Below are 19,628 nucleotides of genomic sequence, written 5' to 3' on the forward strand. Positions count from 1 at the left end.
CCGTCGTCCTCGCCGGTAGCGCCCCGGTGGCCTCCCCCAGCTTGCCGGGGTACCGGCGGGTAGCCGGGGACGGGTGGGCCGAACGGAAGCACGGGCCCCGACGGCCGCTACGGTCCGTGACAGGCCTTGAAGCGCCGTGAAGCGCCGTGAAGGGCCGTGAAGCGCCGTGAAGGCTCAGGCCTCGCGGTCGGTGCCCGGCGCGCTCTCCGGGCCGATGCCCGGCGCGCTCTCCGGGCCTGCGCTCGGCGCGATCTCCGGCTCGTCCGCGAAGTCCGGCCCGGGAACGGGCAGTTGGCGGGCGGCGGGCGCGGCGTCGAGCGGTGCGTGGCGGCGTTCGACGCCGCCGGGGCCGGTCTCGGCCGGGAGTTCGGCGGTGCGGTCCGGGTCGCCCTCGGCGATCCGGCGGGCGATCTCGGCGGGCCGCACCGGCCGTCCGAAGTGCCAGCCCTGGGCGAGGTCGCAGCCCATCAGCCGCAGGCGTTCGGCGTCGGCGCGACTCTCCACGCCCTCGGCGGTGACGGACAGGCCGAGGGTGTGGGCGAGCGAGACCAGGCCGCTGACGATCCGCCAGCCGAGGTGGGTGTCCTTGGCGGGGTCGTGCAGGTCGCCGACGAACGAGCCGGCGATCTTCAGGTTGGACACCGGCAGGTCGCGCAGGTAGGCGAGGTTGGACCAGCCGGTGCCGAAGTCGTCGACGGCCAGCGAGACGCCCATGTCGACCAAGGCGTGCAGCGCCTTGAGGGCCTCGTCCTCGGGGCCGACCACGGTCGATTCGGTGATCTCCAGCTGCAACATGGACGGGTCGAGGCCGGTGCTGCGCAGGATCCGGTCGATGTCGCCGACGAGTCCGGCGTTGCGGGCCTGCCGGACGGCGAGGTTGACGCTGACCTTCGGCGCCCGGTCGCCGAACCGGGCGACCCAGTCGGCGGCCTGCTCGCAGGCCTGTTCGAGCACCCAGCGGCCGAGCGGCATGATCAGCCCGGTCTCCTCGGCGACGCCGACGAACTCCTCGGGGCTGAGCACGCCCAGCTGCGGGTCGCGCCAGCGCACCAGTGCCTCGACGCCGGTCATCGCGCCGCTGGAGAGGTCGATCATCGGCTGGTAGTCGATGAAGAACTCGCCGCGGTCGAGGGCGGCGGGCATCCGCACGGAGACCGCGTAGCGGCTGACGGCGCGGGCGTTCTCCTTGGGGTCGAACAGCGTCCAACGGCCGCGGCCGGCCTCCTTGGCGCGGTACAGCGTCAGGTCGGCGGCGCGGACGGCCGCGCCGGGCGTGGTGCTGGAGATCCGGCGTTCCAGCACGCCGACGCTGGCGCCGACGGCGAGCCGGTGGTCGCCGATCACCACGGGTCTGGTGAGCGCCGCGAGCACGGTCTTGGCGGCGGCGACGGCCTCCTGTTCGCCGCGGCAGTTCTCCAGCAGGACGACGAACTCGTCGCCGCCGAGCCGGGCCACCATGTGCCCGAGCGGGCTGAGCGCGGACTCCAGCCGGCGGGCGACCACCGTCAGCAGCTGGTCGCCCATGTCGTGGCCGAGGCTGTCGTTGACGACCTTGAAGCCGTCCAGGTCGACGTAGCACAGGCCGAACCGGGCGTCGGGCTCCGGCGATTCGAAGAGCCGCTCCAGGCGTTCGAAGAACGCGGCCCGGTTGGGCAGGCCGGTCAGCGGGTCGTGGGTGGCCTGGTGGCGCAGGCGTTCCTGGAGCCGGTAGCGGTCGGTGACGTCCTCCAGCATGGCCACCTGGTACAGCGGGGAGCCGTCGTCGTCCCGGATCAGCGAGACGGTCAGGTGCGTCCAGACCACTTCGCCGTCGCGCCGGTAGTACGGCTTGTCGAACTGGAAGTACTCGCGGGTGCCGCCGATCAGCTCCTCGTAGGCCTCCCACACGCCGGGGGTGTCCTCGGGGTGCATGAGGTCGTTGACGCGGACGCCCTGCATGTCCTCGGGGCCGCCGCCGAAGATCTCGCCGAGGGCCCGGTTGACGGCGAGGATGTTGCCGTCGGTGTCGCCGATGCCGATGCCGATCGCCGAGGACTCGAACAGGGCGCGGAAGCGGGCCTCGGAGACCCGCAGCGCCCGTTCGACCTCCTGGCGGGCGGTGTCTGCGGCCAGCCGGATCGCCTCCTGCTCGCGCAGGGTGCGTTCGCGCAGCGCGGCGGCCCAGCCCGCCGCGAACGCGCCGGACAGCGCCGGTCCGCGCCCGTCGGGGACCGGCCGGGTCTGGATCAACTGGACGGCGTCGGACAGCAGTTGGGGGTCGGTGAAGTGGTTGTCGATGAGCAGCGCGCCGACCTGCCCGGCGAGTTCGGGGCGGAACGGGTGTTCCTCGGCGGCGCGGTGCAGCAGGTCGGCGGTCCGCGCGATCAGCGGGTTGAGGACGCCGGGGCGCACCGCCGCGCCGTGTCCGGTGCGGAGCATGGCGGCCCAGGCGGTGCGGAACCCGTGGTCCGGGGCGGCCGCCTCGGTCATGACAGGCGTCCGACGCCGGCCATTCCGGTCATCCGCTCGGGGTGCGGGTCGACTGTGTCGGCGTCGTCGGGGCGCCATTCGGGGAGGTAGACCACGCCGGGTTCGACCAGGTCGAAGCCCTCGAACATGGCGGTGATCTGTTCGCGGCTGCGCATGGTGAGCGGGGTGGGGGTGGCGCGGTAGAGGTCCTGGTGGGAGCCGGCCTGGTCGGGGCGGCCCTCCAGCGAGGCGTGCGAGAGGATCAGGGCGCTGCCGCTGGGGAGGGCTTCGCGGAGCCTGGCGAGGATCTTCGCGGATTCGTCGTCGTCGGTGACGAAGTGCATCACGGCGTTGAGGATGACGGCGACGGGTTCGCCGGGGGCGAGCAGCTCCTCGACCTCGGGGCGGGAGAGCAGGTCGTCGGTGTTGCGCAGGTCGGCGTCGACGACCTGGCAGAGGTCGTCGTCGGCCAGGATCAGGCGGCTGTGGGCGACGGCGACGGGGTCCAGGTCGACGTAGACGACGCGGGCGTCGGGCCGGTACTCGCGGGCGACCTCGTGGACGGCGCCGAAGGTGGGGATGCCGGAGCCGATGTCGAGGTAGCGGCTGATCCCGTCGGCGGCGACGTACTGGGTGGCGCGGCGCAGGAACGCCCGGTTCGCCCGCATGATCTTCGGCAGGTCGGGCCAGAGCTCCATCGCCTGGCGTGCCATCCGCCGGTCGACCTCGAAGTTGTGCGAGCCGCCGAGGTAATAGTCGTAGACCCGGGCCGCATTGGGCTTGTCGAGGTCGGTCCCTGCGGGCACCCAGTTCGGACGCGCCATGACGGCACCCCTTCCGGCGGGCAATCGATCGAAAAATGGCAACAGGACATAAAGATCTTCCTACACTTCCGATCCCCTCGGCAAGCCGCGTCGTCCGAGGGCCGTACGGGCCTGCGCCGGTCGGGTGAGGTCGCGGGCGGAGCCGGGTGACGACACGGGCGGAGTCGGGTGACGTCGCGGGGAAAAGGGGCCGCCGCCCGCCCGCAGGGTCTGCGGAGGGGCGGCGGCCGGGGTGGGCGGGTGCCGCGGTCAGCCGGTGGCGCTGCAGCTGAGGGTGGGCAGGGCGTTGGTGCCGGAGTAGTTGGCGCCGAAGCCGAAGGCGGTGGCGGTGCCGGCGCCCAGGGCGCCGTTGTAGGCGGCGTTGGTGACGCTCACGGCCTGGCCGGACTGGCTGAGCTGGCCGTTCCACAGGTTGGTGATCTGCTGGTTGCCGCCGAAGTTCCAGGTGACCTTCCAGGTCTTGATCGCCGCGTTGCCGGCGGTGACGGTGACGTCGGCGTTGAAGCCCGCGCCCCAGTCGCTGCTGACCTTGTAGGTGGCGGTGCAGCCGGCGCTGCCGCCACCGCCGCCGGACGCCTGGGTGGTGGCGACCAGGGCCGCGGACGCCGCGGAGACGTTGCCCGCCGCGTCACGTGCCTTGACGGTGTACGAGTACGCCGTCGAGGCGCTCAGGCCGGTGTCGGTGTAGGAGGTGCCGGCGGTGGAGCCGACCAGGGTGGCGCCGCGGTACACGTCGTAGCCGGTGACGCCGACGTTGTCGGTGGAGGCGGTCCAGGTCAGTGCGACGCTGCCGGCCGTGGTGGTGGCGGCGAGGCCGGTGGGCGCGGTCGGCGCGGTGGTGTCGCTGCCGCCGGACGAGCCGAGCACCGGGTAGGCGTTCTTCAGCAGCTCCTGGAACTGCGCGGAGAACCAGTGGCCGGCCAGCGGGGCGTTGGCCAGCGCGCCCGACATGTTGTTGTTGTTGCGCGGGTTGCCGGTGTACGTCGGGTCGCACATCCGGTCGAAGCCCTTGCCCTCGTCGTTCGAGATGGCCGAGCTCGCGCCGTCCGACTCGCCCGGGGGCTTGATCCACACGTACGCGGCGATGCCGTCCTCGGGGGCGGCCTTGGGGCGCTCGCCGAGGCCCGCGCCGGACTGGTTGCACCAGTTGCCGGTCTGGAAGCGGCGGTCGATGCGGCCGCCGTCGACGTACGCGTCCACGGTGGTCTTCGGGCCCGGGCCGGCCGGGCGGTTCGCGCCGCCCCAGCCGTTGCGGGAGGTGTCGATCAGCATGCCGATGTTCGAGTTGAACCCGGAGGCGATCGCCTTGGTGCGCCACGCCTTGGCGAAGGACGCCTCGTCGACGTACTGGTTCCAGTCGACCCACTTGGACTGGCGGACCGTGGTGCCGTTCACCGTGTCGCCGACGGTGAAGTTGGGCTCGTGCAGCGCGCCGTAGTTGGCGGTGTTGACGACGAAGCCCTGCACGTTGTTGAGGGTCGAGCCGGAGGCCTGGGCGGCCTGCTTGATGGTGTCGATGGCCGGCTGGAGGTTGGAGTCCCAGCCGAGCCAGCCGTGGTGGCCGGCGTCCACGTAGTTGTAGACGTTCGAGATCGCGCCGAGCTTGGCCAGCGCGTAGCCGACGCCGTTGATGTAGTTGCCGTTGGCCTTCATGGTGTCGCACGCGGGGGTGGCGGTGGCGGTGCCGCCCGCGTTGGTCACCAGGTTCGGCAGCGAGTCGAGCTCGACCGTGGTGACGATCCGCAGGTTCGCGTAGGCCGGGTCGGCCAGGATCGCGGCGATCGGGTCGACGAACTCGCTCTTGTAGCGCGGCAGATCGGTCGGGCCGAGCTCGCCGTTGGAGGCCAGCGCGGCGCAGTCGCGGCCCGGCAGGTCGTAGATGACGACCTGGAACACGTACGGCTTGCCGGCGGCCTGCTGCACCGCGGCGTTCAGGTGGTCGCGCAGGCCCATCACCCCGCTGCCGCCGGCGATGGCCGCGATGCGGTCCATCCAGACGGCGGTGGGCTGGGTGGAGACCGCCGAGCCGCCCGGCTCGGCGGCGGCGTGCGCCGCCCATTCGGGGTTCACGTACACCCCGGCTCCGACGAACGGGTTGTCCACGCGGGCAGTCGCAGCGGCATGGGCGGCGGTGGTCGCCGCGGCAATCGGCAGCACGGTCGCGGCGCCGAGCGCCACGGCTGCGGCCGCCGTCCGAAGACGGCGCGTCAGGTTGGCCGACACAGTGAAGGGAGTCCTTTCGGGTGGGGGACGGACTCGACGGAAGGCACCCAACTAGTGGGAGCGCTCCCAAGTTTGGCCCCGGGCAGAGACGGGCTCGGCCTGGGAACAATCGATATGAAGCCATGACCTCCGGGGCGCGTCAAGAACTTGCACAGAACCTGTGGGAGCGCTCCCGTCGCGGTGGGTGGAACCCGGCCGTCCGGCCGCGCAGTTCACGGCCCTGCCACCCGGGGCGACGCCCCTTCGGTGGTACCCCGGAAGGGGGCCGGTCACCCCGGCGAAACTTTCACGCTGCGTGCGGTCCCGGCGGCCGGCGGTGGGCCGTGGCAGGCTGGGGCGTCCCTTGAGTCCCAGGAGGAACGCGTGCCCGCCCGACCGCAGTTCGACGACGACCGGCGCCGCGCCCGGCTGGCCCTCCGGCACCGTCTCGCCCCGGTCGCCCGGGCGGAGCGGGCCGAGCAGGTGGTGGACGACCTGGTGGCCGTGCACGCCACCGACCCCGCCACGGTCTTCCTCGCCGTCTCGGCCCGGCTCGCCGCGCCCGGCATCGCCGACACCGAGCGGGCGCTGTACCGGGACCGCACGGTGCTGCGCCGACACGGCATGCGCGGCACGCTGTTCGCGATCCCGGCCGCGCTCGCCCCGACGCTGTACACCTCCACCACCGCGAAGGCGGTGGCCCGCGAACGGGCCCGCCTGCTCAAGGACTTCGCCGCCTCGGGGCGCGACGCCGGGTGGACGGCGCGGGTGGAGGACGCCGTCCGGGCCGCCCTCGCCGACCCGGGGGCCGAACTGACCGGCAGCCGACTGAGCGAGCTGGTGCCGCAGTTGCGGGAGACGATCGACTACGGCGTCGGCACCGCGTATCAGGCCACGCAGCCGGTGGGGATGCGGCTGCTGCGGCTGCTCGGCATGGAGGGCGCCATCGTGCGCCGTCGCCCGGTGGGGAGTTGGACCAGCAGCCGGCACCGCTGGACGCTCGGCCAGGCCGCCCCGGCCGCGCCCTCGGCCGCCGAACGGGCTGATGCGCAGCGCGAGTTGGCGCGGCGCTGGCTGGAGCGGTACGGCCCCGCGACGGAGGACGACCTGGTGTGGTGGACCGGCTGGGGCGTCCGCGAGGTCCGTGCGGCGCTGGCCGCGTGCGCCGCCGTGGAGGTCGAACTCGCGGGCGGTGCGGCGGGGTTCGCGCTGCCCGGGGATCTCGACCCGGTCGCCGGTCCGGACCCGTGGGCGGCGCTGCTGCCGGCCCTGGACCCGACCGTGATGGGCGTGAAGCACCGCGACTGGTACCTGCCCCCCGCCCACCGCCCGCAGCTGGTCGACCGCTCCGGCAACCTCGGCCCGACCGTGTGGTGGAACGGCCGCGTGGTCGGCGGCTGGGCCCAACGCCCGGACGGCGACGTGGTGTTCGAGCTGCTGGAGGACGCCGGCCGGGACGCCCGGGACGCCGTCGGGGCCGAGGCGGCGGCGCTGCGCGGCGTCCTCGCGGACGCCCGGGTCACGCCGCGGTTCCGCACCCCGTTGGAGCGCCGCCTCACGTCCTGAACGGGTCCGTGCCCGGGTCGTCCGAACGGCAGGTCCGAAGGTGCGGCGGCCCTGCCGCTCGGGTCCACTCGTCGGGACGGGGCCGTTCGGCCCTGTCGTCGACCATCGACCGACGAGGAAGGCCACCTGATGAAGACCAGGGAATTCGAGTTCAAGCAGACCGCGGAGGACATGCCGACCGACCCCGTGGAACTGCGCGGAAAGCGTCGCGGGAACGAGCGGATGGTCGTGCTCGACCGCTCGGCGGGAACGATCGAGCACACCGCTTTCCCGTCCATTCTGGGGCATCTGCGGGCCGGTGATCTGCTGGTGCTGAACGACAGCTACATCCTGTCGAACACGCTGGCGTTCCGGTACGGCGACGAGACGATGGACGTCACCGTGTACGGCCACGAGCCGGACGGCGCGAACATCGTGAAGATCGACGCGGCGCGGCCGCCGGAACCGGGGACCACGCTGACCTCGGTCGACGACGACCGGCTCTCCTGTACCGTCGTCGAGCCGCAGCCCGATCGGCTCTGGAAGGTCTCGTTCGAGCCCGCCGAGCTGCTGATGCCGACCCTCGACCGGCACGGGCGGCGGCTCGACGAGACGATTCGGCTCGACCCGAAGAGCTGGAAGTCGAAGCCCGAGGCGTACCGCTCGGTCTACGCCAGGAAGCCCGGTTCGCTGGAGATTCCGTCGGCGGGCCTGCATTTCTCGCGCGAATTGCTGGACCGTATTTCGGAGAAGGGCGTCGAGCTGGCCTATCTGACGCTGCACGTGGGAGCCACCGAGGTGCTGGCGGTGCGCCACATCAGCGCGGAGGACGTCGAGAACCACAAGGTGCGCTCCGAGTACTTCGAGGTCGGGGCGGAGACGGCCGCGCAGATCAACCGGGCGCTGGCCGAGGGGCGGCGGATCGTCGCGGTCGGCACGACGGTGATGCGGACCCTGGAGTCGCTGATGATCGACCGGGAGCCGGGGAGTCCGGTGCAGGCCCGGGCGGGGTGGACGGACCTCTACATCTACCCGGGGTTCCGGTTCAAGATCGTGGACGCGCTGGTGACCAACCTGCACCGGCCGCGCTCCAGCCACATCGTGCTCACGGCGGCGTTCGCCGGGAAGGACCTCGTCATGAAGTCCTACGGCGAGATCCTCGACCGGGGCGGGTACGAGTTCGACATGTTCGGCGACTGCATGTTCATCGTGTAGCGGCCGCCGAGGTGTTCATCGCGCAGCTTCTGCCGGCCGTCCTCCTTGCGCCGGGCGGGGCGAAATTCCTTTGCCGGGCGCTGCCGCGGGGCCCGATGCTGGGGCCATGCTCGGATTCGTCAAGACCGACAACGAAGCCCTGGTTTCGTACCTGGGCGACCCGCAGCGCGCCGTGGCGGCCTACTGGGAGCTGCTGCGACGCAAGGAGGACGCGCTGGGCGCGATCCGCGCCGGCCTGTCCCACGAGAGCGCAGCCGTCCGTGAGGGCTGCTGCCGTCTGCTGGACCACCTCGTCGACACCGACTCGATGGACCAGCTCGTCGCCATGGCCGACGACCCCGACGCCAAGGTGCGGGTCGCCGCGTTCCACGCCCTGGCCTGCGACCGCTGCAAGGGCGACGCCTGTGCGCCCGGCGCCGGCCGGGTGCTCGGGCCCGCGCTGCGCCACCTGGCCTCCGACCCGGACCCGCAGGTCCGGATGCGGGCCGTCGAACTCGTCGGCAAGTTCGTGCACACCGATGCCCGCGCCGTCGCCGCCCTGGAGGCGGCGCACGCCCAGGACCCGAGCCCCGCCGTCCGCAAGACGGCCGGCTGGTTCGTGCCCGGCGGGGCCGTCCACCGGCGGACGGCGCCGCGTCCGGCGCGGCGACGGACGGCCGTCCGGGCTGCTCACCCAGCGTAAGATCGAACTGGTGCACGAATCGGCTTTCGGTCCGGCCGGATCCGGCCGCCCGCGGCCGGATTTCGCCCTGTCGCCGGGCCGACCCCGGGCCGCTATCACCCACTTGACCTGCGCTGCTGCGGGCCGGGCGGCGTCAAGGTTTGCCCGGGGGCAGACTGAGCAGGAACAACCGGGCCCTAGTCGCGTACCGAGGGATGGTGAGTCCGGTGACATCTTTACGTCCACAGCAGGCCGATCGACCGGCCGATTCGACACTGAGCGTGACCCCGCCGACGGAGTTGTCCGAGGCGTCGGCGGAACGGCACCTGGGTGCCATCTGCTTCAAGATCGGGCCGCCGGCGCTGGTCGGGGTGGAGGCGGAGTGGTTCGTCCATGACGGGCGATGTCCGACCGCCCCGGTGGATCCCGCCCGGGTGGCGGCCGCGTTGGCGGCGCTGCCCGGGTCGGCCGACGGCCCGGTGTTCCCGGCCGGGTCGCGGCTGACGTACGAACCCGGCGGACAGGTCGAGCTGAGCTCCCCGCCCGCCGCCGACCCGGCCGCCTGCGCGGAGGGTCTGAGCGCCGACCAGGCGGTACTGCGGGCGGCGCTGGCCGCCGAGGGCCTGCGGCTGACCGGCAGCGGCACCGATCCGCTGGACCGGGAGCGCCGGATGCAGGCCTCCCACCCGCGCTACCGGGCGATGGAACGCCACTTCGGCCGCGGCGGCCCGTGGGGCCGGATCATGATGACGGGCACCGCCTCGGTGCAGGTCTGCGTGGACGCGGGCACCGAAGCGACGTTCCGCGACCGCTGGCAGCTGGCGCACCTGCTGGGGCCGGTGCTGGTCGGCGCGTTCGCCAACTCGCCGCTGCTGGAAGGCCGTCCGACCGGCTGGAAGTCGACCCGGCAGCTGGTCTGGTCCCGGATGGACCCCACCCGCACGCTCGCCCCGCCGCCGCAGGGCGACCCGCGCGAGGCGTGGACCCACTACGTGCTGGACGCGACGGTGCTGTGCGTGCGCCGCCCGGAGGGCCTGCCGTGGGACGCGCCCGCCGGGCTGACGTTCCGCGACTGGCTGCGCGGCGGCGGCGAGCGCGGCGCCGCGCTGGCTGACCTCGACTACCACCGCACCACGCTGTTCCCGCCGGTCCGCCCGCGCGGCCACCTGGAGCTGCGGATGATGGACGCCCAGCCGGGCGAGGGCTGGCGGGTGCCGCTGGCGCTGGTCTCCGCGCTGATGGACGACCCGATCGCCGCCGGGGAGGCCCGGGACGCGCTGGAGCGCCTCGGTCACGCGGGCACCCGCGCGCCCCGCTCGGGCCTGTGGCGGCGCGCCGCCGCGCTCGGCATGGCGGACGCCGAACTGCGCCGGGCCGCGCTGGCCTGCTTCTCCGCCGCCGAACGGGCCCTCGCCCGCCGCGACGGCAGGCTCCGGCCCGCCCTGCTGGAGTTCGCCGAACGCTACCCGGCCCGGGGCCGCTGCCCCGCCGACGACCAGTTGGCCGCGCTGCGCACCGGCGCCGCGCCCGCGTTGCAGGAGGACGCCCCGTGCTGAACGCCGACCGCACCGACCCCGCCGTGCTGCGCGAGCTGATCGCCGCCGAGCTGCTGGCCGCCCGGGAGCGCACCGGGCTGCTGACCGGAGCCGTGGACGACGCCGAACTCGCCGCCCAGCACTCGCCGTTGATGTCGCCGCTGGTGTGGGACCTGGCGCACATCGGCAACCAGGAGGAGCTGTGGCTGCTGCGCAACGTCGGCGGCCGCGACCCGATGCACCCGGAGATCGACCCGCTCTACGACGCGTTCGAGCACCCGCGTGCCGAGCGCCCCAGCCTGCCGCTGCTGCCGCCGGCCGAGGCCCGCGCGTACGCGCACGAGGTGCGCGGGCGGGTGCTGGACCTGCTGGCCGCCTCGCCGCTGGAGGGCGCACCGCTGCTGGACGCCGGGTTCGCGTTCGGGATGATCGCCCAGCACGAGCAGCAGCACGACGAGACGATGCTGATCACCCACCAGCTGCGCAAGGGGCCGGCGGTGCTGGACGCCCCTCCCCCGCCCGCCGCCGAGGGCACTCTCGCGCCCGAAGTGCTCGTCCCGGCCGGGCCGTTCACCATGGGAACCGACACCGAGCCGTGGGCGCTGGACAACGAGCGCCCCGCCCACCGGGTGGATCTGCCGGCGTTCCGGCTGGACACCGCGCCGGTCTCCAACGCCGCCTATCAGGCGTTCATCGCCGACGGCGGTTACCGCGAGCCGCGCTGGTGGACGCCGGCCGGCTGGCGGCACCGGATGGACGCCGACCTGACGGCGCCGCTGTTCTGGACCCAGGAGGGCGGGCAGTGGCTGCGCCGCCGCTTCGGCCACGTCGAACCGGTTCCGCCGAACGAGCCGGTGCTGCACGTCAGTTGGTACGAGGCGGACGCGTACGCCCGGTGGGCGGGGCGACGGCTGCCGACCGAGGCGGAGTGGGAGAAGGCGGCCCGGCACGACCCGGCGACCGGCCGCTCCCGGCGCTTCCCGTGGGGCGACGGCCCGCCCGGCCCGGAGCACGCCAACCTCGGCCAGCGGCACCTGCGCCCGGCCCCGGTCGGTGCCTACCCTGAGGGCGAATCGCCTTACGGGGCACGGCAGTTGATCGGTGACGTGTGGGAGTGGACGTCCTCCGACCTCACCGCCTACCCGGGCTTCCGGGCGTGGCCGTACCGGGAGTACTCGGAGGTGTTCTTCGGGCCCGAGTACAAGGTGCTGCGCGGCGGCTCGTTCGCGGTCGCGCCGGTCGCCTGCCGGGGCACGTTCCGCAACTGGGACTACCCGATCCGGCGGCAGATCTTCTCCGGCTTCCGCACCGCCCGCGACGCCGAGGGCGAGGCCGGTGCCTGATGTGCCGTCACTTCGCTTATCTGGGACGGTCGGTGGCGTTGCGCTCGGTGCTGCTGGATCCGCCGTTCGGCCCGCTGCGGCAGTCCTGGGCGCCGCGTCTGCAGCGGCACGGCACGGTCAACGTGGACGGCTACGGGGTGGGCTGGTACGCCGAGGGCGACGAGCGGCCGGCCCGCTACCGGCGGGAGGGGCCGATCTGGGCGGACGGCGACCTGGCCGACCTGGCCCGGGTGGTGCGCTCGCACGCCGTCCTGGGCGCCGTCCGCTCGGCGACGCCGGGCTGTGCGCCGGGCCCGCAGGCGGCGGCGCCGTTCGCGGCCGGGCGCTGGCTGTTCAGCCACAACGGCATCCTGCCGGGCTGGCCGGGCGCCTTCGAGCCGCTGGCCGAACTCGTTCCCACCAGTGAGCTGTTGGAGCTGGAGGCGCGCACCGATTCGGCACTGCTGTGGGCGGTGGTGCTGAACCGGCTGCGCGCGGGCGTCGAGTTGGGCAAGGCCCTCGCCGAAGTCTGCCTGGCCGCGTCCGAGTTGGCCGATTCGCGGATCAACCTGCTGGCCACCGACGGGCGTTGCGTGGTGGCGACCGCGTGGGGCGACACGCTGTTCCATCGGCGCGACGCGGACGGTTCGCTGCTGGTGGCCTCCGAGCCGTTCGACGACGGGCCGGGCTGGTCCGAAGTCCCCGACCGTACCCTGCTGGTGGCCGATGCGGCCGGCAGCGCGCTCACCCCGCTGGCCCCGATCGGGCCGCGCACCCGAGAGGACGCCCCGCTGTGACCGGATACCGGCTGACCCGGCTGCTGCCCGCCGACCACCTGCACCACGCGCTGCGCGCGGACGCCCGCTCCGGTCTGACCGGGCAGCCGAAACGGCTGCCGCCGAAGTGGTTCTACGACGCCCGGGGCTCCGAGCTGTTCGAGGAGATCACCCGGCTGCCCGAGTACTACCCGACCCGGGCCGAGCGGGAGATCCTGACCGCCCGGGCCGGGGAGATCGCGGCCGCGACCGGGGCCCGCACCCTGGTCGAACTCGGCTCGGGCTCCTCGGAGAAGACCCGGCTGCTGCTGGACGCGCTGCGCGCGCACGGCACGCTGGAGCGGTACGTGCCGGTCGACGTCAGCGAGAGCGCGCTGGAGTCGGCGGCGAAGGCGCTGATCGCCGAATACCCGGGCCTGGAGGTCTCGGCGGTGCTGTCGGACTTCACCACCGGCCCGGTCCTGCCGGAGGAGGGCGGCGGCCCCCGGCTGGTGGTGTTCCTCGGCGGCACGCTGGGCAACCTGGTGCCGGCCGAGCGGGCGGCGTTCCTGTCCGGCCTGCGGGACCAACTGCTGCCCGGTGACGCCCTGTTGCTGGGAACGGACCTGGTGAAGGACCCGGCGGTGCTGGTCGCCGCGTACGACGACGCGGCGGGGGTGACGGCGGCGTTCAACCGGAACCTGCTGTCGGTGCTGAACCGGGAGCTGGACGCGGACTTCGACCCCGCGCAGTTCGCGCACGTCGCGCTCTGGGATCCGGAGCAGGAGTGGATCGAGATGCGGCTGCGTTCGCTGCGGGCGCAGAGCGTGAAGGTCGGGGAGCTGGGCCTCGCGGTCAATTTCGAGGAGGGCGAGGAGCTGTACACGGAGGTGTCGGCGAAGTTCCGCCGGGAGCGGGTGGAGCGTGAACTGTTCGCCGCCGGGCTCCGGTTGAGCGATTGGTGGACCGACCGGGAGGACCGGTTCGGGCTGTCGCTGTCCCGCCCGATGTCGGACGCCTCGGACTGATCCGTGCACCCCGGCCCGCCCGCCGGCGGAAATTCGCTGGCGGGCGGGCCTTCGCGCCCGCACAATGCCGGGGTGCAGAACACTGAACAGCGGACGGCAACCGTCCTGATCGCATGGCAGGGCGAACTCCTCGGCGCGGTGGGCCCTTTCACGCCCCCCTCGCCTTACTGGGCACAGATCGCGGAGGTGGTGCGGGCCGCGTCGGAGGCCGCGGGGGCACCGGTGGCGCTGCTGCGGATGCTCTCCGTCGACGGCGGCGAGACCGGCAGCGACGGCGACGTGGTGTACCTGGCGCAGGCCCTGGAGCGCCCGACCCGGCCGCTGGCCGAGGCGCCGGACGTCGCACCGGGCGCCGCCCTGGACGGGCACCCGTTGCGGCTGGCGTGGGCGTCGGCGGACGGCCTTCGGGCGGAATGGGCGTGGGCGGACGACGAGTTGGCGGCGCTGGGGCGGCCGCGCACCGGCCCGGCGGAGCAGGTGCGCAGCTGGAACCTGTCGGCGCTGACCAGGTTCCCGACCGGCGCGGGCACGGCCTGGCTGAAGAGCACCCCGCCGTTCGCGGTGGCCGAGGCCGAGGTGATCGCCCGGGTGGCGAAGGCCGATCCGGAGCTGGTGCCGCAGGTGCTGGCCTCGGACGGGCGGCGGATGCTGCTGGACGACGTGCCGGGCGTGGACTGCTGGGGGCTGCCGGAGGACGGCATGCTGGGCGTCGTCGACCGCTGGGCGGCCGTGCAGGCGGCCGTCGCCGCGGACGGGCCGGGCGGATTGGCGGACCGTTCGCCGGCGGCGCTGGCGGCGCTGTACCCGGCGCTGCTGGAACGGCTGCGGCCCGAGCTGACCGCCGAGGAGCAGGAGCAGGCCGTCGCGCTGGGCGAGCTGCTTCCCGCGCTGGTGGACGAACTCGCTGACTGCGGGCTGCCGTTGACGCTGGTGCACGGCGACTGCCACCCGGGCAACTGGCGCTGGGACGGTGAGCGCGGGGTGCTGCTGGACTTCTCCGACGCGGTCTGGAGCCACCCGGCCCTGGACGGCCTGCGTCCCGACCCGTTCCTCTCCCCCGAGCGCGCCGCCACCGTCCGGGCCCGCTGGGCCGCCGCCTGGCAGGCCCTCGTCCCGGGCAGCGACCCGCTGCGCGCGCTGGCCCCGGCCGCCACGCTGATGCACCTCCACTACGCGGTGCGCTACCAGGAGTTCCTGGACGGCATCGAGCCCAGCGAGCGCCCGTACCACGAGGGCGACCCGGTCGCCTCGCTACGCCACGCGCTGCGCAAGGTGCCGGTGCAGTAGGCGAGTTGGCGGTACGCGGGTCGGCGGTGTGCCCGGACGCCGCCGGCCGCCGCGCGCGGCGATGCGCGCGGCGGCCGCCGGCGGGGCGTCAGGGCTGGTCGTCGGTCGGCACGTGCTGGGCGACGACGGCGAAGCCGACGCCCACGGCGGCGAAGCCCAGGCCGGTCAGCGCGAATACCGTGAAGAACGCGACGGCGAGGCCGATCACGATGCGGCGGCCGGGGCTGTCCACCGCGTCGGTGGGCAGCGCCTCGCGCGGGTGGGCGGGCAGGTAGCGGACGGTGACGTGGTCGCCCACGAACCGGGGGTTGCCGGAGGTGTCGCGGATGCGGACGTCCTGGCCGTCGGCGGTGCGGAAGCCGAGGACGGCGTTGCGGGGGGCGCGGACGCCTGCCGCGTCCCTGGTGAGTTGGGCGCCCAGCACCTCGGCCTCGGCGACGAGCCCGGAGGTGCGGACGCGCCTGCGGCGGGTGGCGCGCTTGAGGACGATCACGACGACGCCCGCGCCGAGGACGGCGAACAGCAGGCCGATCAGTGCGAAGACGATGCCGAATATGGTGCCGAAAGTGCCGAAAGTCTGTCCGGCGTCGTTCATGGGCCCCCCTTGTGCCGTGCGGTGCGCCGCATCATAGGGCAGCCGAACACGCGGCCACCAGCCCGTATTTCGGCTGGTCAGGACCGTGATGCCGGCCCGGTCGGCCCGCAGCGCGCGGTCGTCGCGGACCAGGGCGGTGACGGTGGCGGGTCGGCGCGCGATGGCGGTGGTGCCGGATCAGCGGGCGGTGGCGGGCCTGCGGTGCTTGTGCCAGCGGGACTTGTGGAAGATCGGGTCGACGGCGACGACGCAGAGCGCGTGCATCGGGTGTTCGGTGTAGCGCGGCTCGAAGAGGCCGACCAGGTCGGCGAAGTAGGACTCGCCGCGGCGGTGGATCTCCCGGTCCGTGGCGACGGCCCGGCCGGCGGCGGTGAGCAGGTCGCCGATCCAGAAGAGGAGTTCGGCGCGGGCGGTGACGACCACCGTGCCGGCGTGCTCGGTGAACCGGGCGGGGCGGTTGGCGCAGCGGCGGTGGACGTCCTCGGGGCGTTCGTGGGGGCGCGGTGCGGGGGCGGTCGCCGTGAGGGGGGTGGCGGTGCGGTGCATGCGTCGGCGGAGGGCGGGCCAGTCGGAGGGGCGCAGGCCGGTGTCCTCGCGGGCGATCAGCAGGGGCAGCGCCGGGCTGTCGGAGCCGTCGGAGAGCCGCGGCGCAGCGTCCGGCGGGGTGCTCGGTGGGGCCGGGACGTGCACGGCGGTGTGCGGGCCGGCGGCGGCGATCCGGAAGAGTGCACCGAGGCGGAGCAGGTCGGCGCGAGGGGCGAACAGGTACCCGACGTGCACCCTGGGCGGGTGGAGGAAGGTGTTGCGGAGCATGGGGCCGCTGCTCAGCACCCGGTTGAGCCGGTGCCCCTCGTCGCCGACCCGGTGGCTGGTCAGGCGCAGCCGCATCCGGCCGTCGTTGTCGCTCATCGGGCAAGTACAGCACGGGTGTTGCGGTGCGCGAACGGGTTTTTGCGCGGGCCGGTCAGTCTTCCCGGCGCAGCTGGCGGTAGCGGAGTTCGAGGCCGTCGAGGAGGGCTTCGAGGCCGGTGTCGAACGCGCCTTGGTCGATGGTGCGGCGGTGTTCGGCGAGGCGGTGGGCGTCGCCGAGGTGGGGGTAGTCGGCGGTGTAGAGGGCGGCGTCCTCGGGGAAGCCGGCGGCGAAGGAGCCGAGGGCGGAGCCGGTGATGAAGTAGCGCATCAGGGCGCCGATCCGGGTGGCCTGGCCGCGGGGCCAGCCGGCGGCGACCAGGCAGCCGAAGACGGCGTCGGCCAGGCGCAGCGCGTGGGGGCGTCGGCCGGGGCCCTGGGCGAGGACGGGGACGAGGTGGGGGTGGGCGACGAGGGCGGCGCGGTAGGAGCGGGCCCAGTCGTGCAGGGCGGTGCGCCAGTCGTCCGGCGCGTCGAACATGGCGAGGTCGACCTCGCCCATCACACTGTCGACCACGGCGTCCAGGAGTTCGTCCTTGGTGGCGAAGTGGTTGTAGAGGGACGGTCCGCTGACGGAGAGTTCGGCGGCCAGGCGGCGGGTGGAGAGGGCGGGCAGGCCCTCGGTGTCGACCAGGGCGAGTGCGGCGGTGACGATCCGGTCCCGGTTGAGCAGGGGGGTGCGGGGTCGGGCGATCTCCGCCTCCTGGGGTCGTGGGCCGGTGGGTGGTGCGGGCGGCTCATTGTCTCAGGCGGCCTCTTCCGTGCGGGGCGGGGGCGGGCTACAGTCGCCGTAAAACTTGCACCGCTAGTTTATTCGAGTCGTCCGAGTGTCGAGGGGCCGTCGCGTGGACTTGGAGCTGACCGAGGAGCAGGCCGCCGTCCGGGAGTTGGCGGCGGGGTTCGCCGATCGGGAGATCGTGCCGTTCGCCGCCGAGTGGGACCGGGCGGAGTCGATCGACCTGGGCATCGTGAAGAAGCTCGGCGACCTGGGTTTCCTGGGCCTGACCCTGCCGGAGGAGTACGGCGGCAGCGGCGGTGACCACCTGGCGTACTGCCTGGTGCTGGAGGAGCTCGGGCGCGGCGACTCCTCGGTGCGCGGGGTGGTGTCGGTCTCGCTGGGGCTGGTCGGCAAGTCGATCCACGCGTTCGGCACGGAGGAGCAGAAGCGGCACTGGCTGCCGCGGCTGTGTGCGGGCGAGGCGTTGGCGTGTTTCGCGCTGACCGAGCCCGGTACGGGTTCGGACGCGGCGAACCTGACCACCCGGGCGGTGCGGGACGGCGGGGACTGGCTGATCTCGGGCGCGAAGATGTTCATCACCAACGGGACGTGGGCGGATGTGGCGCTGGTGTTCGCCCGGACGGGTGAGCCCGGACACCGGGGGGTAAGCGCTTTCCTGGTGCCCACCGACACGCCCGGCTTCTCCCGCACGCTCGTTCACGGCAAGTTGGGCCTGCGCGGCCAGGCCACGGCCGAGTTGTCCTTCGATTCCGTGCGGGTGCCGGACTCGGCGCGGCTCGGCGCGGAGGGCAAGGGCTTCACGGTGGCGATGGCGGCGCTCGCCAAGGGCCGGATGTCGGTGGCGGCGGGCTGCGTCGGCATCGCCCGGGCCGCGCTGGAGGCGGCGGTGCGGTACGCCGGCGAGCGCGAGCAGTTCGGGAAGCCCATCGCGCAGCACCAGTTGGTGCAGGAGCTGCTGGCGGACATCGCGGTGGACGTGGACGCGGCCCGGCTGCTGACCTGGCGGGTGGCCGACCTGATCGACCGCGGGCTGCCGTTCGCCACCGAGTCCTCGGTGGCGAAGCTGTTCGCGAGCGAGGCGGCGGTGCGGTCGGCGAACAACGCGCTGCAGGTGTTCGGTGGGTACGGCTTCATCGACGAGTACCCGGTCGGCAAGTATCTGCGCGACGCCCGCGTGATGACGCTGTACGAGGGCACCAGCCAGATCCACAAGCTGCTCATCGGGCGTTCCCTGACCGGGGTCAACGCCTTCTGACGCCGTCCGCCCACGAGGCGACGGGTCTTGGGAACCATCACTGGGCACCATCACTGAACAGGAGCTCGACGAAGTGCTTCCGGTCTTCATCGCCGCCGCCCGCCGCACCCCGATCGGGAAGCTGCGCGGCGCGCTGTCCACCGTCCGGCCCGACGACCTGTCGGCGGCGGTGCTGCGTGGACTGCTCGACCAGGTGCCGGGGTTGGACCCGGCGCGGATTGACGACGTGTACTGGGGCGCCGCCAACCAGGCCGGCGAGGACAACCGCAACCTGGCCCGGATGGCGGTGCTGCTGGCCGGGCTGCCCGACTCGGTGCCGGGCGTGACCCTCAACCGGCTGTGCGCGTCCGGCATGGAGGCCGTCACCACAGCGGCCCGGGCGATCGGCTCCGGCGAGGCGGACGTGGTGGTGGCGGGCGGCTGCGAGTCGATGAGCCGCGCCCCGTTCGTGCTGCCCCGCCCCGACGAGGCGCTGCCGCACCGGATGGAGACCTTCGACACCCGGCTGGGCTGGCGGCTGACCAACCCGCGGATGCGCGAGCTGCACGGCGTGCTGTCGATGGGCGAGACCGCGGAGGAAGTCGCGGCGCGGTACGGCGTCTCCCGGGAGGCGCAGGACGCGTTCGCCCTGCGCAGCCATCGACTGGCCGCCGAGGCACGGGAGTCGGGCCATTTCGACGCCGAACTGCTGGCGGTGGAGCGCCCGGACGGGGTGCTGGTGGAGCGCGACGAGTCGATCCGTCCGGACACCACGGCGGCGAAGCTGGCCGCGCTGAAGCCGGTGTTCCGGGCGGGCGGCAGCGTCACCGCGGGCAACGCCTCGCCGATGAACGACGGCGCGGCGGCGCTGCTGCTGTGCAGCGAACGGGCGTTGGCGGAGCTGGGGTTGGAGCCGCTGGGCCGGTACGTGGCGGGCGCGTCGATGGGCGTGCACCCGGACGTGATGGGCATCGGTCCGGTGCCGGCGACCCGGCGGGTGCTGGAACGCGGCGGCTGGAAGCTGCAGGACGTGGAGACCGCCGAGTTCAACGAGGCGTTCGCGGCCCAGGCGCTGGCGTCCGTCGGCGAGTTGGGCATCGACCCGGAGCTGGTGAACCCCTCCGGCGGGGCGATCGCCCTGGGCCACCCGCTGGGCTGCTCGGGCGCCCGAATCCTCACCACGCTGCTGCACCGGATGCGCCGCACCGGCACCCGGCGCGGCCTGGCGACGATGTGCGTGGGCGTCGGACAGGGCTCCGCGGTACTGGTCGAGCGCGATTGATCTCAAGCAGTTCGAATTGAGATCAATCAATGTGTTGATGATGCATC

General features: G+C 73.6%; 16 protein-coding genes. 10 read left to right on the forward strand and 6 right to left on the reverse strand.

Translation table 11 applies throughout. From position 1 onward, the window contains the following. Positions 1-174 precede the first annotated feature (174 nt). From AMK19_RS06260 to AMK19_RS06270, 3 genes are all read right to left on the reverse strand, one after another. Complete coding sequence (locus tag AMK19_RS06260; RefSeq protein ID WP_241844272.1) at positions 175-2,469, reverse strand: putative bifunctional diguanylate cyclase/phosphodiesterase; 2,295 nt, start codon at positions 2,467-2,469, stop codon at positions 175-177. Beyond that, positions 2,466-3,272: an SAM-dependent methyltransferase gene (locus AMK19_RS06265; RefSeq protein WP_073808787.1), complete on the reverse strand. Its 807-nt coding sequence runs from the start codon at positions 3,270-3,272 to the stop codon at positions 2,466-2,468. The genes AMK19_RS06260 and AMK19_RS06265 overlap by 4 nt, the downstream gene beginning before the upstream one ends. Before the next feature lie 249 nt (positions 3,273-3,521). Further along, positions 3,522-5,495 (reverse strand): glycoside hydrolase family 6 protein, encoded by a 1,974-nt coding sequence (locus AMK19_RS06270; RefSeq protein WP_073808788.1) that lies wholly within the window; start codon positions 5,493-5,495, stop codon positions 3,522-3,524. A 363-nt stretch (positions 5,496-5,858) separates the two neighbouring features. Between AMK19_RS06270 and AMK19_RS06275 the strand changes: the two genes are divergently transcribed. The 8 genes from AMK19_RS06275 to AMK19_RS06310 all read left to right on the forward strand — a co-directional run bounded on the left by AMK19_RS06275 (position 5,859) and on the right by AMK19_RS06310 (position 14,822). Further along, on the forward strand, positions 5,859-7,040 hold the full coding sequence (locus AMK19_RS06275) for a winged helix DNA-binding domain-containing protein (RefSeq protein WP_073808790.1): 1,182 nt from the start codon (positions 5,859-5,861) through the stop codon (positions 7,038-7,040). A 129-nt stretch (positions 7,041-7,169) separates the two neighbouring features. Then, a complete protein-coding gene (locus tag AMK19_RS06280) occupies positions 7,170-8,234 on the forward strand; it encodes an S-adenosylmethionine:tRNA ribosyltransferase-isomerase (protein WP_073808791.1) in 1,065 nt (354 codons plus the stop codon). Between the two features lie 106 nt (positions 8,235-8,340). Beyond that, positions 8,341-8,916, forward strand: coding sequence for a HEAT repeat domain-containing protein (locus tag AMK19_RS06285; RefSeq protein WP_073808793.1), 576 nt, complete (start codon positions 8,341-8,343; stop codon positions 8,914-8,916). Positions 8,917-9,176: 260 nt separating this feature from the next. Then, the gene (gene egtA / locus AMK19_RS06290; protein ID WP_241844273.1) at positions 9,177-10,451 is read left to right on the forward strand and encodes an ergothioneine biosynthesis glutamate--cysteine ligase EgtA; all 1,275 of its coding nucleotides are present in this window, start codon (positions 9,177-9,179) and stop codon (positions 10,449-10,451) included. Next, positions 10,445-11,773, forward strand: a complete 1,329-nt coding sequence (egtB, locus tag AMK19_RS06295; RefSeq protein ID WP_083646531.1) for an ergothioneine biosynthesis protein EgtB — start codon at positions 10,445-10,447, stop codon at positions 11,771-11,773. The genes egtA and egtB overlap by 7 nt, the downstream gene beginning before the upstream one ends. Beyond that, on the forward strand, positions 11,773-12,549 hold the full coding sequence (gene egtC, locus AMK19_RS06300) for an ergothioneine biosynthesis protein EgtC (protein WP_073808795.1): 777 nt from the start codon (positions 11,773-11,775) through the stop codon (positions 12,547-12,549). The genes egtB and egtC overlap by 1 nt, the downstream gene beginning before the upstream one ends. After that, the gene (gene egtD / locus AMK19_RS06305) at positions 12,546-13,535 is read left to right on the forward strand and encodes an L-histidine N(alpha)-methyltransferase (RefSeq protein ID WP_073808796.1); all 990 of its coding nucleotides are present in this window, start codon (positions 12,546-12,548) and stop codon (positions 13,533-13,535) included. The genes egtC and egtD overlap by 4 nt, the downstream gene beginning before the upstream one ends. A 72-nt stretch (positions 13,536-13,607) precedes the next feature. Next, the gene (locus AMK19_RS06310) at positions 13,608-14,822 is read left to right on the forward strand and encodes an aminoglycoside phosphotransferase family protein (protein WP_198953228.1); all 1,215 of its coding nucleotides are present in this window, start codon (positions 13,608-13,610) and stop codon (positions 14,820-14,822) included. An 88-nt stretch (positions 14,823-14,910) separates the two neighbouring features. Here AMK19_RS06310 and AMK19_RS06315 read toward each other — a convergent pair whose 3' ends face one another. The 3 genes from AMK19_RS06315 to AMK19_RS06325 all read right to left on the reverse strand — a co-directional run bounded on the left by AMK19_RS06315 (position 14,911) and on the right by AMK19_RS06325 (position 17,020). Continuing rightward, positions 14,911-15,417 (reverse strand): DUF3592 domain-containing protein, encoded by a 507-nt coding sequence (locus AMK19_RS06315; RefSeq protein ID WP_073808798.1) that lies wholly within the window; start codon positions 15,415-15,417, stop codon positions 14,911-14,913. 177 nt (positions 15,418-15,594) lie between these two features. After that, positions 15,595-16,326, reverse strand: a complete 732-nt coding sequence (locus AMK19_RS06320) for a hypothetical protein (protein WP_241844274.1) — start codon at positions 16,324-16,326, stop codon at positions 15,595-15,597. A gap of 55 nt (positions 16,327-16,381) precedes the next feature. Further along, positions 16,382-17,020, reverse strand: coding sequence for a TetR/AcrR family transcriptional regulator (locus AMK19_RS06325; RefSeq protein ID WP_073808799.1), 639 nt, complete (start codon positions 17,018-17,020; stop codon positions 16,382-16,384). A 151-nt stretch (positions 17,021-17,171) separates the two neighbouring features. On the opposite strand from AMK19_RS06325, the gene AMK19_RS06330 reads away from it, so the two are divergent. Both AMK19_RS06330 and AMK19_RS06335 read left to right on the forward strand, forming a co-directional pair. Further along, positions 17,172-18,320 (forward strand): acyl-CoA dehydrogenase family protein, encoded by a 1,149-nt coding sequence (locus AMK19_RS06330; protein WP_073808801.1) that lies wholly within the window; start codon positions 17,172-17,174, stop codon positions 18,318-18,320. A 73-nt stretch (positions 18,321-18,393) separates the two neighbouring features. Beyond that, entirely contained in the window at positions 18,394-19,581 is a 1,188-nt protein-coding gene (locus AMK19_RS06335; RefSeq protein WP_073808802.1) for a thiolase family protein, read from the forward strand. The last annotated feature ends 47 nt before the right edge of the window (positions 19,582-19,628 follow it).

Source organism: Kitasatospora sp. CB01950, assembly GCF_001905465.1.
In the GTDB taxonomy this organism is placed as follows: Bacteria; Actinomycetota; Actinomycetes; order Streptomycetales; family Streptomycetaceae; genus Kitasatospora.